Genomic DNA, 17,046 nt, shown 5'->3' on the forward strand with positions numbered 1-17,046 from the left:
ATGTTACGTATTGCCGACAAAGTCTTTGATTCACATCTGTTTACCGGAACCGGAAAATTCGCCTCTCCGCAGCTGATGGTGGATGCCATTCGTGAGAGCGGCAGCCAGCTGGTGACACTGGCGATGAAGCGCGTGGATTTGCGTCAGCACAACGATGCCATACTTGCGCCGTTACTGGAGGCAGGCGTGACGCTCTTACCGAATACCTCCGGTGCGAAAACGGCCGAGGAAGCAATTTTCGCTGCGCAACTGGCGCGGGAAGCGCTCGGCACCCGCTGGCTGAAGCTGGAAATTCATCCGGACGCCCGCTGGCTGTTGCCCGATCCGATCGAAACCCTGAAAGCGGCAGAGAAGCTGGTGCAGCAGGGATTTACCGTCCTGCCCTACTGCGGTGCCGACCCCGTGCTGTGCAAGCGTCTGGAAGAGGTCGGCTGCGCGGCCGTAATGCCGTTAGGGGCACCCATTGGCTCCAACCAGGGACTGGAGACCCGCGCGATGCTGGAGATCATCATCGAGCAGGCGACCGTGCCCGTGGTGGTGGATGCGGGCATCGGCGTACCCAGTCACGCCGCGCAGGCGCTGGAGATGGGGGCCGATGCGGTGCTGGTCAATACCGCGATTGCGGTGGCCGACGACCCGGTGATGATGGCGCGTGCGTTCCGCCTTGCCGTGGAGTCCGGTCTGCTGGCACGCCAGTCCGGCCCTGGCTCGCGCTGCGTTCAGGCGCAGGCCACCAGCCCGCTGACCGATTTTCTGGAGGCGCTCTGATGGCTACCTTTACCGATCGCTGGCGTCAGCTGAACTGGGACGATATTGCCTTACGCATCAACAGTAAAACCTCTGCGGACGTAGAGCGGGCATTAACAGCCAAACATTTGACCCGCGAGGATTTGATGGCCCTGCTTTCTCCGGCAGCCAGCGCGTACCTTGAACCGATGGCGCAGCGCGCGCAACGCCTCACCCGCCAGCGTTTTGGCAACACGGTGAGCTTTTACGTGCCGCTCTATCTTTCTAACCTGTGCGCCAACGACTGCACCTACTGTGGTTTCTCCATGAGCAACCGTATTAAGCGTAAAACGCTGGATGAGCATGAGATCGCCCGCGAGTGTGCGGCTATTCGTGAGATGGGTTTTGAACATCTCCTGCTGGTGACGGGTGAACATCAGGGCAAAGTGGGGATGGACTATTTTCGCCAGCATCTTCCGGCCATCCGCCGCGAATTTGCCTCGTTGCAAATGGAAGTGCAGCCTTTGTCGCAGGAGGAATATGCGGAGCTGAAAACGCTCGGGCTGGACGGCGTCATGGTCTATCAGGAAACCTACCACGAGGCGACCTATGCCCGGCATCACCTGAAAGGGAAGAAGCAGGATTTCATCTTCCGGCTGGAAACGCCGGACAGGCTGGGGCGCGCCGGTATCGATAAAATTGGGCTGGGCGCGCTTATCGGTCTGTCCGACAGCTGGCGGGTGGACTGCTATATGGTGGCGGAGCATCTGCTGTGGCTACAGCAGCGCTACTGGCAAAGCCGCTATTCCATCTCTTTCCCGCGGCTGCGTCCGTGTACGGGAGGCGTTGAACCCGCTTCGCTGATGGATGAGCGCCAGCTGGTGCAAACCCTGTGTGCATTTCGTCTGTTCGCGCCGGAAGTGGAATTGTCGCTCTCCACGCGTGAATCACCCGCGTTTCGCGACCGCGCGATCCCGCTGGCGATCAATAACGTTAGCGCCTTTTCCAAAACGCAGCCGGGCGGTTACGCGGACGATCACCCGGAACTGGAACAGTTTGCACCGCACGACGGACGACGGCCCGAAGCGGTGGCGGAAGCCCTGACTGCACAGGGGCTACAGCCCGTGTGGAAAGACTGGGATAGCTGGCTGGGAAGAGCCTCGCATTAGCGCTGAAACCGACTGCAAAAACGCGAAAAGGTTACGAGGCGGCTCGTAAGATCAAAACCGGGCGATTGAGGCGATCTGCCTGGTTTTCTTATTCTTTACCACGTCAGCAACGGACGCTGACCAGGGTGAAAATGCTTCTTCCTCGTTTCGCCCTGCCCTCCGCCTCTTAAACAAAATTTTAATTGATACAATAAATACGTCGTTTCTTATCTACGCTTAAGATAAATCATCTCGTCGGTAATCGCCTTCTGTATAATTTACTACCAGCAACCGGACAGCGACTATGCTGAGGGTATCGACAGACGCAACGCGTCTACCATCTGGATTGATGTACAACTCATGGCACTCCACAGTAAAAAGCTCTCTTTTACCCGGCCAATTATGGTCAGCTTCGCGGGGATCCTGTTCAGTTTTGCGCTGATCGCCATCCTGGTTATCCTTTCACAGAGAAAGGATTTTCTTGAGGATTATCATAAGATTAATGGTAACTTCACCCATAATCTGGCGGTAAACTATACAGAATCCATCCTGCGAGAAAATGACTATATTCTTGGTCGTGCTGCGATGTACTTCGCCCGTAACGACAAAGTAAATCAGACAATTAATATCGACCCGACACACGGTTTGCAGATGTTGATGCATTTGCAGAACCTGATGCCGACGGTGTCGTCTATCTCTCTGGCGGACACAGAAGGGCGCCATCTGCGCGCGCCGGAAGTGCTGCCAACGGAGAAGGGTAAGTCGTTCGACGCCCGGACCCGTCCATGGTTTATCGGACAAGCGGAAGCCAGCAACTTTCCTCACTACACCCGCCCCTATCTGGACTATTTCACCCAACATCCTACGGTCACTCTCTATAAGCCGGTCATTTCACCGGAAGGCCGCCTGAAGGGCACGCTCGCTTTCCATCTTGATTTAACGTCCATGGGGTATACCCTGCGCCAGATGGTGGCGCCGGTTCAGGGTGAGTTTTTTGTTGTGGAGCGTGACGGCGCTGTTGTGCTGCATCCGGACACGGGGGCGCTCTTTAAGCAGTACGTAAGCGAAGCGCTGATGGACAAAATGACCAGCGGCGAGGGCCATCTTTTCGACCCCAAAAGTAAAACCTGGTATTACTACTACTCTTTCACCAATCCGGACTGGTTTGTGATTTATCGGGTCTCCGATGCCACGCTTACCGTCATCACCCGGCATGAAACCACCGTCGTCGGCTGGGGATTTGCGCTGGCGGCAATCATCATCATTCTGTTCGGGCTTTACCTTCGTCATGCCTCGCGTTCTGTGCTGATGAACATTATCAATGCCATCAAAACCGGCGACGTCAACCAGGCGCCACGCCTTGAAGCGATGCTCAGCCATACCATTCGAACCAATAAAGAACGCGAACTGGCCTATGTCCGACAGGCCACCCATGATGCGCTGACAGGCTGCAAGAACCGCCGTGCTTTCGACAACGATGTGGATGAGCTGCTGACCGCTCATCAACCCTTCGTTCTGGCGCTGGTCGATATCGATAACTTCAAATCTATTAACGACACCTGGGGCCACCTGAGCGGGGATATTGTTCTGCGTAGCGTGGCGCGCGAAGGTATTCAGATCATGCAGCCGCACCACGTTTCCGTTTACCGCTACGGTGGAGAAGAGTTCGGCGTGATCTTCCCGGCCGAGCTGATGAACTCCGCGCACGCGCTACTGGAAGCCTGGCGCACCGCCGTTGAAAAGCGGACCTGGCGGGAAGAGAACCTGCGAGTGACCTTCAGCGCCGGGACGGGAGAGTGGCACTTCGAACCGCTGGAACAATTTATCGGTAGCGTAGATGAAGCGCTGTATACCGCTAAACAACAGGGTAAAAACCGCATCGTAAGCACGGCCATCCGATAATACCCTTCCTCAAATTCTGCCCGATCTGACGGGCAGAATGCTCTCCGCGGTAAAATTGTAACCGGTTTCAGAAAAATGCCGATTTCTTTGTGATGCCTGACACACAATCGCGGTAAAGCGGTTGTTGAAGCAGTCTGCACGGGATAATTATCAATAAACACATGTAGATCGAGGCTGACTATGAAGAACATCGTTTTATGCTGTGCAGCGGGAATGTCAACCAGCATGCTGGTTCAACGTATGAAAGATGCCGCGCAGAAAAAAGGAGTCGAAGTAACCATTAAAGCCGTTCCGGTCGCGGAGTTCAAAGATAACATCGCGACGGCTGATATCGTATTACTGGGGCCACAGGTCAAATACGAACAGGCAAAACTCCAGGCGCAGGCCGATCCGCTCGGAAAAAAGGTCGCGGTCATCGACATGATGGATTACGGCATGATGAAAGGTGATGCCGTACTGGAAAAAGCGCTCAAACTTCTGGAGTCATAATGGAAGACTTAGAAACCACGATCATGGAACTGCTGGTCAACGCAGGCGCGGCGCGCAGCGCGGCTCTGACGGCGTTGCAGATGGCGCGAAAAGGCGACTTTGACGAAGCCGAGAAAGCGATGGAAGAGTCGCGTGAATATGTGAAACATGCGCATACGATCCAGACGCAGCTTATCGGTCTTGACGAAGGGACAGGAAAACTGCCGGTTAACCTGATCACCGTTCACTCTCAGGACCACCTGATGAACGCGATGGTTATTCAGGATCTGGCGGGCGACATGATTGAGCTTTATCGACGCATCCCGCTGGTAAACTGAAAATGCAGATATAAAAAAACCCGCCGAGGCGGGTTTTTTATTTACGGCATCAACGATTACTCGTTGTCGGAACCGCCCAGACCTGCGTTCAGCAGTTCTGCCAGGCTCGCGGATGCATCTTCGGCAGTCACCTGCGGTGCAGCTGGCAGTTCGCCCGCTGCGCGACGACGCATACGATCCTGGTGGTACGCATAACCGGTACCGGCCGGGATCAGACGACCCACGATAACGTTCTCTTTCAGACCGCGCAGTTCATCACGTTTACCTGCAACAGCCGCTTCGGTCAGGACACGCGTGGTTTCCTGGAACGATGCAGCAGAGATGAAGGACTCGGTTGCCAGAGACGCTTTGGTGATACCCAGCAGATCGCGCGAGAAGGTCGCGCCAATTTTGCCGTTCGCTTCCAGATCGCGGTTAGCGATCTTAACGCGTGAGTATTCAACCTGCTCGCCTTCCAGGAAGTCGGAGCTGCCCGCGTTTTCGATGGTCGCTTTACGCAGCATCTGACGAACGATAACTTCAATGTGTTTATCGTTAATCTTAACGCCTTGCAGACGGTATACGTCCTGTACTTCGTTAACAATGTAACGGGTAACAGCATGCACACCACGCAGACGCAGGATGTCGTGCGGCGCTTCTGGACCGTCGGAAACCACGTCACCACGTTCTACGCGTTCACCTTCGAACACGTTGAGCTGACGCCACTTAGGAATCATCTCTTCGTACGGCTCGCTGCCATCTACAGGCGTGATAACCAGACGGCGCTTACCTTTGGTCTCTTTACCGAAGGAGATGATACCGCTGATTTCAGCCAGGATCGCAGGCTCTTTCGGACGACGTGCTTCGAACAGGTCCGCAACGCGTGGCAGACCACCGGTGATGTCCTTGGTACCGCCGGATTCCTGAGGAATACGCGCCAGGGTATCACCAGAGCTGATCTGTACGCCATCTTCCAGCTGTACAATCGCTTTACCCGGCAGGAAGTACTGCGCAGGCATATCGGTACCAGGAATCAGAACGTCGTTACCCTGCGCATCAACGATTTTCAGTGCAGGACGCAGATCTTTACCACCGGTAGTACGTTCAGCAGAATCCAGAACCACCAGAGAAGACAGACCGGTCAGCTCGTCGGTCTGACGAGTAATGGTCTGGCCGTCGATCATGTCAGTGAAGCGGATGAAACCACTTACTTCGGTGATAACCGGCATGGTGTGTGGATCCCAGTTAGCAACGGTTTCACCGCCGGCAACCTGCTCGCCATCACCTTTCGCCATAACCGCACCGTAAGGCACTTTATAGCTCTCTTTGGTACGACCGAATTCGTCGATCAGCTTCAGCTCGGTGTTACGGGAAGTGATAACCAGTTTACCGCTGGAGTTCACAACCGACTTCGCGTTGCTGAGCTTGATGCTACCTTTGTTTTTCACCTGGATGCTGGATTCAGCAGCCGCACGAGATGCCGCACCACCGATGTGGAACGTACGCATCGTCAGCTGTGTACCTGGCTCACCGATGGACTGTGCCGCGATAACGCCGATAGCCTCACCTTTGTTGATGATGTGGCCACGCGCCAGGTCACGACCGTAGCAGTGCGCACACACACCAAAGTCGGTGTCACAGGATACAACGGAACGCACCTTCACGGAGTCAACAGAGTTCGCTTCCAGCAGGTCACACCACTGTTCGTGCAGCAGGGTGTTGCGTGGAACCAGAATGTCTGCGGTGCCCGGCTTCAGGATGTCTTCCGCGGTCACACGACCCAGTACGCGATCGCGCAGCGGCTCTTTAACATCACCACCCTCGATAACAGGGGTCATGGTGATACCTTCGAGGGTGCCACAATCGTCTTCGGTGACGACAAGATCCTGCGCAACGTCAACCAGACGACGCGTCAGATAACCGGAGTTCGCCGTTTTAAGTGCGGTATCCGCCAGACCTTTACGCGCACCGTGCGTGGAGATGAAGTACTGGAGTACGTTCAGACCTTCACGGAAGTTCGCGGTGATTGGCGTTTCGATGATGGAGCCATCTGGCTTCGCCATCAGACCACGCATACCTGCCAGCTGACGAATCTGTGCCGCAGAACCACGCGCACCGGAGTCGGCCATCATGTAGATGCTGTTGAAGGAGACCTGCTGCTCTTCTACGCCGTCACGGTTAATCACGGTTTCGGTTTGCAGGTTATCCATCATCGCTTTGGATACACGATCGTTCGCCGCAGCCCAGATATCGATAACTTTGTTGTAACGTTCGCCTGCGGTTACCAGACCAGACTGGAACTGCTCCTGGATTTCAGCAACTTCAGCTTCCGCTTCAGAGATGATCTCGTGTTTCTTCTCTGGGATGACCATGTCATCGATACCAACAGATGCACCTGAACGCGCTGCATAAGCAAAGCCGGTGTACATTGTCTGGTCAGCGAAGATAACGGTCGGCTTCAGACCCAGAATGCGGTAACAGGTGTTCAGCATTTTGGAGATCGCTTTCTTGCCCAGCGCCTGGTTGACGATGGAGAAAGGCAGACCTTTCGGTACGATCATCCACAGAATGGCACGGCCAACGGTCGTGTCTTTCAGGCTGGTGTGCGCAACGAATTCGCCGTTTTCATCTTTTTCGTATTCGGTGATACGCACTTTAACGCGCGCATGCAGAGAGGCCAGGCCAGCGCGATAAATACGCTCAGCTTCTTTAGGGCCAGTCAGCACCATGCCTTCGCCTTTGGCGTTAACACAGTCACGGGTCATGTAGTACAGACCCAGTACAACGTCCTGAGAAGGAACGATGATAGGTTCACCGTTCGCTGGAGACAGGATGTTGTTGGTAGACATCATCAGCGCACGCGCTTCGAGCTGGGCTTCCAGCGTCAGCGGTACGTGAACAGCCATCTGGTCACCATCGAAGTCGGCGTTATAGGCCGCACAAACCAGCGGGTGCAGCTGGATAGCTTTACCTTCGATCAGTACCGGCTCAAAGGCCTGGATACCCAGACGGTGCAGAGTTGGTGCACGGTTCAGCAGTACCGGGTGTTCGCGGATCACTTCGTCCAGGATATCCCAAACGACAGCTTCTTCACGCTCAACCATTTTCTTCGCGGCTTTGATGGTGGTGGCCAGGCCACGCAGCTCCAGCTTGCCGTAGATGAACGGTTTGAACAGCTCCAGTGCCATTTTCTTCGGCAGACCGCACTGATGCAGACGCAGGTATGGACCTACGGTGATTACAGAACGACCGGAGTAGTCAACACGCTTACCGAGCAGGTTCTGACGGAAACGACCCTGCTTACCTTTGATCATGTCGGCCAAAGATTTCAGAGGACGTTTGTTAGAACCGGTGATCGCACGACCGCGACGACCGTTATCCAGCAGGGCATCTACCGCTTCCTGCAGCATACGTTTTTCGTTGCGTACGATGATGTCCGGCGCAGCCAGATCCAGCAGACGTTTCAGACGGTTGTTACGGTTGATCACGCGACGATACAGATCGTTCAGATCTGACGTTGCGAAACGACCACCATCCAGCGGAACCAGCGGACGCAGATCTGGCGGCAGAACCGGCAGAACGGTCAGAATCATCCACTCTGGTTTGTTACCAGACTGAACGAACGCTTCCAGCAGTTTGATACGCTTGGTCAGCTTTTTACGCTTGGTTTCGGAGTTGGTTTCGTTCAGCTCTTCGCGCAGAGTTTCACACTCTTGCTCCAGATCCATGCTCTTCAGCAGGGCCTGGATAGCTTCCGCACCCATCTTCGCGTCGAATTCGTCACCGAACTCTTCCAGCGCGTCCAGATACTGTTCTTCGGTCAGGATCTGGTTACGTTCCAGATTGGTCATCCCGCCTTCGATAACCACATAAGATTCGAAGTACAGAACACGTTCGATATCGCGCAGCGGCATATCCAGCAGCAGGCCGATACGGGACGGCAGAGATTTCAGGAACCAGATGTGAGCGGTTGGAGACGCCAGCTCGATGTGGCCCATACGCTCACGGCGTACTTTGGTCTGGGTCACTTCAACGCCACACTTCTCACAGATCACACCACGGTGTTTCAGGCGCTTGTACTTACCGCACAGGCACTCGTAATCTTTTACTGGCCCGAAAATACGCGCACAGAAAAGGCCGTCACGCTCAGGTTTGAACGTACGGTAGTTAATGGTTTCCGGCTTTTTAACTTCACCGAAAGACCATGAACGGATCATGTCTGGCGAAGCCAGAGCAATTTTGATCGCATCAAACTCTTCGGTTTTAGTTTGCGCTTTCAGAAACTTTAATAAGTCTTTCACGGATTTGCTCCCGTCGGAGTTAGCACACTCTGCTGTCGGGCGTTAACCCGACAGCAGTGACCTGTTTGAGCGAGAATTACTCGTCTTCCAGTTCGATGTTGATACCCAGCGAACGAATCTCTTTCAACAGTACGTTGAAGGATTCTGGCATGCCCGGCTCCATCTGATGGTTGCCGTCTACGATGTTTTTATACATCTTAGTACGACCGTTCACGTCATCAGACTTAACGGTGAGCATTTCCTGCAAGGTGTATGCTGCGCCGTATGCTTCCAGCGCCCACACTTCCATCTCCCCGAAGCGCTGACCACCGAACTGAGCCTTACCACCCAGCGGCTGCTGAGTAACCAGGCTGTAAGAACCGGTAGAACGAGCGTGCATCTTGTCGTCGACCAGGTGGTTCAGTTTCAGCATGTACATGTAACCTACGGTTACCGGACGCTCGAACTGTTCACCGGTACGGCCGTCAAACAGCGTAATCTGACCAGACGTTGGCAGACCACCCAGTTGCAGCAGCTCTTTAATTTCAGCTTCTTTTGCACCGTCGAATACCGGCGTTGCAATTGGCATACCTTTGCGCAGGTTCTCTGCCAGACGCAGCACTTCTTCATCGCTGAAGGTGTTCAGGTCGACTTTCTGACGAACGTCGGTACCCAGATCATAGGCACGCTGGATGAACTCGCGCAGTTTCGCGACTTCCTGCTGCTGTTTCAGCATGGCGTTGATCTTATCGCCGATACCTTTCGCAGCCATACCCAGGTGGGTTTCCAGAATCTGACCGATGTTCATACGAGACGGTACGCCCAGTGGGTTCAGTACGATATCTACCGGCGTACCGTTAGCATCGTGCGGCATATCTTCGATCGGGTTGATCTTAGAGATAACACCCTTGTTACCGTGACGACCTGCCATCTTATCACCAGGCTGGATCTGACGTTTAACAGCCAGATACACCTTAACAATCTTCAGCACGCCAGGTGCCAGATCGTCGCCCTGAGTGATTTTACGGCGTTTCGCTTCGAGTTTTTTCTCGAACTCGTGTTTCAGTTCGTCATACTGCTCAGCCAGTTGTTCCAGCTGATTCTGTTTCTCTTCGTCGGTCAGGCCCAGTTCCAGCCAGCGATCGCGTGGCAGTTTGTCGAGCTTCTCAGCTTCAACGCCACCGGCAACCAGCACCGCATAGATACGGCTGAACAGACCTGCTTCGAGGATTTGCAGTTCTTCAGACAGGTCTTTCTTAGCTTGTTTGAGCTGCATCTCTTCGATTTCCAGCGCACGCTTATCTTTCTCAACGCCATCACGAGTGAAGACCTGAACGTCGATAACCGTACCGGAAACACCGTTTGGTACGCGCAGAGAAGAGTCTTTAACGTCAGACGCTTTCTCACCGAAGATAGCACGCAGCAGTTTCTCTTCTGGCGTCAGCTGGGTTTCACCTTTCGGCGTCACCTTACCTACCAGAATATCACCGCCGGTGACTTCCGCACCGATGTAAACAATACCGGATTCATCCAGTTTGGAGAGCGCAGCTTCACCCACGTTAGGGATGTCGGCAGTGATCTCTTCTGGCCCCAGCTTGGTGTCACGGGACACACATGCCAGTTCCTGAATGTGGATGGTGGTGAAACGATCTTCCTGAACCACACGCTCTGAGACGAGGATGGAGTCTTCGAAGTTGTAACCGTTCCACGGCATGAACGCTACGCGCATGTTCTGACCGAGCGCCAGTTCACCGAGGTCGGTGGACGGACCATCTGCCAGCACGTCGCCGCGCTCAACTGGCTCACCCAGAGACACACATGGCATCTGGTTGATACAGGTGTTCTGGTTAGAGCGGGTGTATTTGGTCAGGTTGTAGATGTCGATACCCGCTTCGCCCGGATACATCTCGTCTTCGTTAACTTTGATAACGATACGGGATGCGTCAACGTACTGAACGGTACCGCCACGCTTAGCAACTGCTGTAACACCGGAGTCAACGGCAACAGCACGTTCCATACCGGTACCAACCAGCGGCTTGTCAGCACGCAGAGTTGGAACGGCCTGACGTTGCATGTTCGCACCCATCAATGCACGGTTGGCGTCATCGTGTTCCAGGAACGGGATCAGGGACGCACCGACGGATACCACCTGCTGAGTGGATACGTCCATGTAGTCAACCTGGTCGCGGCTGAACAAGCTGGATTCGCCTTTGCTACGGCAGGTAACCAGATCTTCTACAAAGTGGCCTTCGTCATCCAGGTTGGAGTTCGCCTGAGCGATAACGTAGTTGCCTTCTTCGATAGCAGACAGGTAATGAATTTCGTCAGTAACAACACCGTCGGTCACTTTACGATACGGGGTCTCGAGGAAACCGTATTCGTTCGTCTGTGCGTACACGGACAGGGAGTTGATCAGACCGATGTTTGGACCTTCAGGCGTTTCGATTGGACATACGCGACCGTAGTGGGTCGGGTGTACGTCTCGAACTTCGAAGCCTGCACGCTCACGGGTCAGACCGCCTGGGCCGAGTGCGGAGATACGACGTTTGTGCGTGATCTCAGACAGCGGGTTGTTCTGGTCCATGAACTGAGACAGCTGGCTGGAACCGAAGAACTCTTTCACTGCCGCAGAAATCGGCTTGGCGTTGATCATATCCTGAGGCATCAGGGTATCCAGATCGCCCAGAGACAGACGCTCTTTCACCGCACGCTCTACACGTACCAGGCCAACGCGGAACTGGTTTTCCGCCATTTCGCCTACGGAACGGATACGACGGTTGCCGAGGTGGTCGATATCGTCCACTTCGCCTTTACCGTTACGGATATCGATGAGCTTCTTCATCACTTCAATGATGTCGTCTTTGCTCAGGATACCGGAACCTTCGATTTCGTCGCGCAGCAGAGAACGGTTGAACTTCATACGACCAACCGCGGACAGATCGTAGCGGTCTTCGGAGAAGAACAGGTTCTCGAACAGGCTTTCAGCCGCTTCGCGAGTTGGTGGCTCACCAGGACGCATCATGCGGTAGATTTCGACCAGCGCGCTCAGACGATCGTTGGTTGGGTCGACGCGTACAGTCTCAGAGATGTACGGACCGTGGTCCAGATCGTTGGTGAACAGCGTTTCGATACGTTTGTGGCCAGCCTGGCTCAGCTTAGCCAGCAGATCCAGGCTCAGCTCCATGTTCGCCGGGCAGATCAGCTCGCCAGTTGATTCATCAACGTAATCTTTTGCGGCTACTTTTCCTGCAATGTATTCAACCGGAACTTCGATGTGTTTGATATCATCTTTTTCCAGCTGGCGGATGTGGCGCGCGGTGATACGGCGACCTTTTTCCACATACACTTTGCCGTCGGCTTCGATGTCGAACGACGCGGTCTCACCACGCAGACGTTCCGGCACCAACTCCATCTGCAACTTGTTGTCGCGGATTTCAAAGATCACTTTCTCAAAGAACAGGTCCAGGATCTGCTCAGTGGTATAGTTCAGTGCACGCAGAATGATGGTTGCAGGCAGCTTACGACGACGGTCGATACGGACAAACAGGTTGTCTTTTGGATCGAATTCGAAGTCCAGCCATGAACCACGGTAAGGAATGATGCGTGCGTTATACAGTACTTTACCGGAAGAGTGCGTTTTACCTTTATCGCTGTCGAAGAAGACGCCCGGGCTACGGTGCAGCTGGGAAACGATAACACGCTCAGTACCGTTGATAACGAAAGTACCGTTGTCCGTCATGAGTGGAATTTCACCCATGTAGACTTCTTGTTCTTTAATGTCTTTTACGGTGCCTTCCGGCGCTTCGCGCTCGTAGATCACCAGACGCAGTTTTACGCGCAGCGGTGCGGAATAGGTCACGCCACGGATCTGACATTCCTGAACGTCAAACACCGGTTCGCCAAGGCGGTAGCTGACGTACTGCAGCTCGGAATTACCGCTGTAGCTCTGAATCGGGAACACGGAACGGAAGGCTGCTTCCAGGCCGTACTGCCCTTCAGGATCTTGCTCGATAAACTTCTGGAACGAGTCAAGCTGGATAGAAAGGAGATATGGAATGTCCAGAACTTGTGGACGTTTACCAAAATCCTTACGAATACGTTTTTTCTCGGTATAGGAGTAAACCATAGGGTTCCTCAGCTCGCTGACAAGTCGACCCATCTGTCCGACGAAGGGACAGTTTGTGCAACACCATTTTGTGGACCGGAAAATTGAATACTTTCCGCAATACCTGTTGCTATCACGCTTAAACCATTTCATTGCGATTTACACAGAGCGAGCACCCTGTCGCAGTATATTAAGTCGTCGATAGAAACAAGCATTGTCAGGACAACCAGCAGTCAAACAGTGTGAAATGCTGCTGATGCCTTACAGCGCAAAAAGGCTGGTGACTAAAAAGTCACCAGCCATCAGCCCAATTGCTTAGGCTGCAACCAGAAAAGTTGGCTTATTTAACTTCAACTTCAGCGCCAGCTTCTTCCAGAGATTTTTTCAGTGCTTCTGCGTCGTCTTTGCTCACGCCTTCTTTCAGCGCAGCTGGAGCAGATTCTACCAGGTCTTTAGCTTCTTTCAGACCCAGGCCAGTTGCGCCACGTACTGCTTTGATTACAGCAACTTTGTTCGCGCCAGCAGCTTTCAGAATTACGTCGAATTCAGTTTTTTCTTCAGCAGCTTCAGCCGGGCCCGCAGCTACAGCTACAGCAGCAGCAGCAGAAACACCGAATTTTTCTTCCATTGCAGAAACCAGCTCTACAACGTCCATTACGGACATAGCTGCTACTGCTTCAATGATTTGATCTTTAGTGATAGACATTTAAATTGTTCCTGAAAATCAGAATAAGTTTATACGTAAGCAAATGCTTTATAAAGATAACTGCGATTAAGCAGCTTCTTTCGCATCGCGTACAGCAGCCAGAGTGCGAACCAGTTTGCCAGCCGCAGCTTCTTTCATGGTTGCCATCAGGCGTGCAATTGCTTCTTCGTAGGTCGGCAGGGTTGCCAGGCGATCGATTTGCGATGCCGGGATCAACTCACCTTCAAAGGCTGCAGCTTTGACCTCAAATTTTGCATTCGCTTTCGCGAACTCTTTGAACAGACGAGCAGCAGCGCCCGGGTGTTCCATAGAGTATGCAATCAGGGTCGGACCAACAAACGTGTCTTTCAGGCACTCGAACTGAGTACCTTCAACTACGCGACGCAGCAGGGTGTTACGAACAACACGCATGTATACGCCAGCTTCACGACCTGCTTTACGCAGTTCAGTCATTTTGTCTACAGTAACGCCACGGGAATCCGCAACTACTGCAGACAGCGCGCCTTTGGCTACTTCGCTGACTTCAGCAACAATCGCTTGTTTGTCTTGAAGATTTAAAGCCATTAGCTTTGCTCCTGGATGTTTGCCGGAACTCATGTTCCGGAACTCACTTCACTCGACCCAACGGGAAGAGCGTCTTAATACGGTGAGCAGAAACAAGCCAGAGTATTTAAAATAATCTTAGCGTTCTGTCACCGTCTACGCAGGGGATTAAGTTTCTTGCGAAACACCTGCGGTCTTCGACGGAGGCCTGGATAGGCCAGGCTCCAACGAACAATTCTTTTAGCCGCTAACTTTTGTTAGCAAACGTGGGGGTAAGATTGTAGACAAAATCACCGCCCACGTAAAGGCATTAGTTTGCAGCAGCGCTCAGGCCAGCCTGGTCAACTGCAACACCTGCACCCATGGTGGTGGAGATGCTAACTTTCTTGATGTACACGCCTTTCGCCTGAGTTGGTTTTGCTTTTTTCAGCGCAACCAGCAGAGCTTCCAGGTTTTCTTTCAGTTTGTCAGCGTCAAAGTCCACTTTACCGATGGTGGTGTGGATGATGCCGTTTTTGTCGTTACGGTAACGAACCTGACCTGCTTTAGCGTTCTTAACTGCTTCAGCAACGTTAGGAGTTACAGTACCCACTTTCGGGTTTGGCATCAGGCCGCGTGGACCCAGAACCTGGCCCAGCTGGCCAACAACGCGCATTGCATCTGGAGAAGCAATAACAACGTCAAAGTTCATTTCGCCTTTCTTGATCTGATCAGCCAGATCTTCCATACCTACCAGTTCAGCGCCGGCAGCTTTAGCAGCTTCAGCGTTTGCACCCTGAGCAAATACAGCTACGCGTACGGAACGGCCAGTACCGTGTGGCAGTACAGTTGCGCCACGAACGTTCTGATCGGATTTACGAGCGTCGATGCCCAGGTTAACGGCAACGTCAACGCTTTCAACGAACTTAGCGGTAGCCAGTTCTTTCAGCAGAGCGATAGCTTCGTTGATGTCGTACTGTTTGGTCGCATCAACTTTGTCACGGATCACGGACATGCGCTTGGTCAGTTTAGCCATTTCTTAGTCCTCCACTACCAGGCCCATGGAACGTGCAGTACCTTCGATGGAGCGAGTCATCGCTTCAATGTCGGAACCAGTCATGTCGGCAGCTTTGGTCTGCGCGATTTCCTGCAACTGAGCGCGGGAAATTTTACCCACTTTGTCTTTGTTCGGCTTACCGGAACCAGACTTGATGCCCGCTGCTTTCTTCAGCAGAACTGCTGCTGGAGGGGTTTTGGTAACGAAAGTGAAAGAACGGTCAGCGTAAACAGTGATTACAACTGGGATTGGCAGACCTTTCTCCATGGATTCAGTTTTGGCGTTGAACGCTTTACAGAATTCCATGATGTTCACACCCTGCTGACCCAGAGCTGGACCAACTGGTGGACTTGGGTTCGCCATACCTGCTGCAACCTGCAGCTTGACGTAGGCTTGTACTTTCTTAGCCATTCTAAAATCCTCTGATTGGGTAATAACGCCTCGGAGAGGCTCCCCGTGAATAAAATTCGTTTTACGGGTCGGAACCCATAAAAACAAAAGGCGCGAAATTGTATTCCAATCTCGCGCCCTGTGCAACGATTAAATCGTCGCTTTTTTGATCGCTGCTTAGGCTTTTTCTACCTGAGCAAAATCCAGCTCTACCGGGGTCGCACGACCAAAGATAGAAACGGAAACTTTCAGGCGGGACTTCTCGTAGTCCACTTCTTCGACGACGCCATTAAAGTCAGCAAACGGACCGTCGTTAACACGAACCATCTCACCCGGTTCAAACAGCGTTTTCGGACGCGGTTTGTCACCCACCTGCTGGAGGCGGTTCATAATCGCATCAACTTCTTTGTCGCTGATTGGCGCCGGACGGTCAGATGTGCCGCCGATAAAGCCCATCACGCGTGGTACGCTGCGCACCAGGTGCCAGCTCGCGTCGTTCATCACCATCTGAACCAGCACGTAACCCGGGAAGAATTTACGTTCGCTTTTGCGACGTTGGCCGCCACGGATCTCAACCACTTCTTCGGTCGGAACCATAACTTCGCCAAATAACTCTTCCATATTGTGTAATTTGATATGCTCACGCAGCGACGTAGCTACGCGGCCTTCAAAACCGGAAAACGCCTGAACGACGTACCAGCGCTTTTTAGGGGCTTCAGACATCTCAGAACCTCAGGCCAGTGATAAAGGATACCAGGCGAACCAGAATACCATCCAGTCCCCACAGGATCAGTGACATTACAGCGGTTACCGCCGCTACAATCAGCGTGGTGTGCAATGTTTCCTGGCGAGTCGGCCAAATGACCTTGCGGACTTCGGTACGCGCTTCGCGGGCAAACGCAACGGTCGCTTTGCCTTTCGTCGTCAACAGCGCGACACCACCCGCCGCAGCAATCAGAATTACCACTGCAAGCGCGCGTAGCGGCAGCATCATGTCACGATAAAGATAGTTGCCGACAATCGCCACAATCAGCAGCACGGCTACAACTACCCATTTCATCGCTTCCAGGCCGCGCCCGCTCCCTTGAGCTTCGGTATTCGCACTCATAAACCAACCTGTCAGAAGTATTCTACAAACATTTTCACCCCGCGAGTGCGAGGCAAACCAATCGAAATGCTATTCGCTTTTCGTATTATACGCTCTCCGCAGAGCCTGTCTCAGCAATGATTATGACAAAATTAATCACTGATGAGCCAGGTTCTGATGTGAAAGCGTGCAAAAAGGGCATCAAATGATGCCCTTTTATTGCGCATTGCGTCAAATGTTATCAGCGATTAGCCGAGAACTTTAGCAACAACGCCCGCGCCAACGGTACGGCCGCCTTCACGGATTGCGAAACGCAGACCGTCGTCCATCGCGATTGG

General features: G+C 53.3%; 14 protein-coding genes. 5 read left to right on the forward strand and 9 right to left on the reverse strand.

Features of this window, described 5'->3' with window-relative positions:
* The 5 genes from thiG to ACOTYB_RS22285 all read left to right on the forward strand — a co-directional run bounded on the left by thiG (position 1) and on the right by ACOTYB_RS22285 (position 4,582).
* Complete coding sequence (thiG, locus tag ACOTYB_RS22265) at positions 1-768, forward strand: thiazole synthase (protein ID WP_022650203.1); 768 nt, start codon at positions 1-3, stop codon at positions 766-768.
* Positions 768-1,895, forward strand: coding sequence for a 2-iminoacetate synthase ThiH (gene thiH, locus ACOTYB_RS22270; RefSeq protein ID WP_048209868.1), 1,128 nt, complete (start codon positions 768-770; stop codon positions 1,893-1,895). The genes thiG and thiH overlap by 1 nt, the downstream gene beginning before the upstream one ends.
* Positions 1,896-2,234: 339 nt before the next feature.
* Positions 2,235-3,776 (forward strand): sensor domain-containing diguanylate cyclase, encoded by a 1,542-nt coding sequence (locus ACOTYB_RS22275; RefSeq protein WP_126525331.1) that lies wholly within the window; start codon positions 2,235-2,237, stop codon positions 3,774-3,776.
* 180 nt (positions 3,777-3,956) lie between these two features.
* A complete protein-coding gene (locus tag ACOTYB_RS22280; protein WP_010425948.1) occupies positions 3,957-4,265 on the forward strand; it encodes a PTS sugar transporter subunit IIB in 309 nt (102 codons plus the stop codon).
* Positions 4,265-4,582 (forward strand): PTS lactose/cellobiose transporter subunit IIA, encoded by a 318-nt coding sequence (locus ACOTYB_RS22285; protein ID WP_003862327.1) that lies wholly within the window; start codon positions 4,265-4,267, stop codon positions 4,580-4,582. The genes ACOTYB_RS22280 and ACOTYB_RS22285 overlap by 1 nt, the downstream gene beginning before the upstream one ends.
* 56 nt (positions 4,583-4,638) lie before the next feature.
* Here the strand turns inward: ACOTYB_RS22285 and rpoC are convergent, their stop codons facing one another.
* The 9 genes from rpoC to ACOTYB_RS22330 all read right to left on the reverse strand — a co-directional run.
* A complete protein-coding gene (rpoC, locus tag ACOTYB_RS22290; protein ID WP_022650200.1) occupies positions 4,639-8,862 on the reverse strand; it encodes a DNA-directed RNA polymerase subunit beta' in 4,224 nt (1,407 codons plus the stop codon).
* Positions 8,863-8,938: 76 nt separating this feature from the next.
* Positions 8,939-12,967, reverse strand: a complete 4,029-nt coding sequence (rpoB, locus tag ACOTYB_RS22295) for a DNA-directed RNA polymerase subunit beta (protein ID WP_008503453.1) — start codon at positions 12,965-12,967, stop codon at positions 8,939-8,941.
* 319 nt (positions 12,968-13,286) lie between these two features.
* Positions 13,287-13,652 (reverse strand): 50S ribosomal protein L7/L12, encoded by a 366-nt coding sequence (gene rplL, locus ACOTYB_RS22300; RefSeq protein ID WP_002445276.1) that lies wholly within the window; start codon positions 13,650-13,652, stop codon positions 13,287-13,289.
* Between the two features lie 66 nt (positions 13,653-13,718).
* Positions 13,719-14,216: a 50S ribosomal protein L10 gene (gene rplJ, locus ACOTYB_RS22305; protein WP_003862338.1), complete on the reverse strand. Its 498-nt coding sequence runs from the start codon at positions 14,214-14,216 to the stop codon at positions 13,719-13,721.
* Positions 14,217-14,505: 289 nt separating this feature from the next.
* The gene (gene rplA / locus ACOTYB_RS22310; protein WP_006810530.1) at positions 14,506-15,210 is read right to left on the reverse strand and encodes a 50S ribosomal protein L1; all 705 of its coding nucleotides are present in this window, start codon (positions 15,208-15,210) and stop codon (positions 14,506-14,508) included.
* 3 nt (positions 15,211-15,213) lie between these two features.
* On the reverse strand, positions 15,214-15,642 hold the full coding sequence (gene rplK / locus ACOTYB_RS22315; RefSeq protein ID WP_003862340.1) for a 50S ribosomal protein L11: 429 nt from the start codon (positions 15,640-15,642) through the stop codon (positions 15,214-15,216).
* A 156-nt stretch (positions 15,643-15,798) separates the two neighbouring features.
* A complete protein-coding gene (nusG, locus tag ACOTYB_RS22320; protein WP_003862341.1) occupies positions 15,799-16,344 on the reverse strand; it encodes a transcription termination/antitermination protein NusG in 546 nt (181 codons plus the stop codon).
* Position 16,345: 1 nt separating this feature from the next.
* Positions 16,346-16,729, reverse strand: coding sequence for a preprotein translocase subunit SecE (secE, locus tag ACOTYB_RS22325; protein ID WP_003862342.1), 384 nt, complete (start codon positions 16,727-16,729; stop codon positions 16,346-16,348).
* Positions 16,730-16,956: 227 nt separating this feature from the next.
* On the reverse strand, positions 16,957-17,046 hold a 90-nt coding region (locus tag ACOTYB_RS22330; protein ID WP_001676084.1), incomplete at its 5' end, for an elongation factor Tu.

It is taken from the genome of Enterobacter cloacae complex sp. IR5450, from assembly GCF_049238665.1.
Taxonomy (GTDB): domain Bacteria; phylum Pseudomonadota; class Gammaproteobacteria; order Enterobacterales; family Enterobacteriaceae; genus Enterobacter; species Enterobacter hormaechei_C.

Coding starts and splice junctions, on each gene's coding strand:
- ACOTYB_RS22275 (WP_126525331.1), top strand. CDS start 2,235: ATGGCACTCCACAGTAAAAAGCTCTCTTTTACCCGGCCAATTATGGTC.
- rplJ (WP_003862338.1), bottom strand. CDS start 14,216: ATGGCTTTAAATCTTCAAGACAAACAAGCGATTGTTGCTGAAGTCAGC.
- rplL (WP_002445276.1), bottom strand. CDS start 13,652: ATGTCTATCACTAAAGATCAAATCATTGAAGCAGTAGCAGCTATGTCC.
- rplA (WP_006810530.1), bottom strand. CDS start 15,210: ATGGCTAAACTGACCAAGCGCATGTCCGTGATCCGTGACAAAGTTGAT.
- rpoB (WP_008503453.1), bottom strand. CDS start 12,967: ATGGTTTACTCCTATACCGAGAAAAAACGTATTCGTAAGGATTTTGGT.
- rplK (WP_003862340.1), bottom strand. CDS start 15,642: ATGGCTAAGAAAGTACAAGCCTACGTCAAGCTGCAGGTTGCAGCAGGT.
- ACOTYB_RS22285 (WP_003862327.1), top strand. CDS start 4,265: ATGGAAGACTTAGAAACCACGATCATGGAACTGCTGGTCAACGCAGGC.
- nusG (WP_003862341.1), bottom strand. CDS start 16,344: ATGTCTGAAGCCCCTAAAAAGCGCTGGTACGTCGTTCAGGCGTTTTCC.
- ACOTYB_RS22280 (WP_010425948.1), top strand. CDS start 3,957: ATGAAGAACATCGTTTTATGCTGTGCAGCGGGAATGTCAACCAGCATG.
- thiG (WP_022650203.1), top strand. CDS start 1: ATGTTACGTATTGCCGACAAAGTCTTTGATTCACATCTGTTTACCGGA.
- secE (WP_003862342.1), bottom strand. CDS start 16,729: ATGAGTGCGAATACCGAAGCTCAAGGGAGCGGGCGCGGCCTGGAAGCG.
- thiH (WP_048209868.1), top strand. CDS start 768: ATGGCTACCTTTACCGATCGCTGGCGTCAGCTGAACTGGGACGATATT.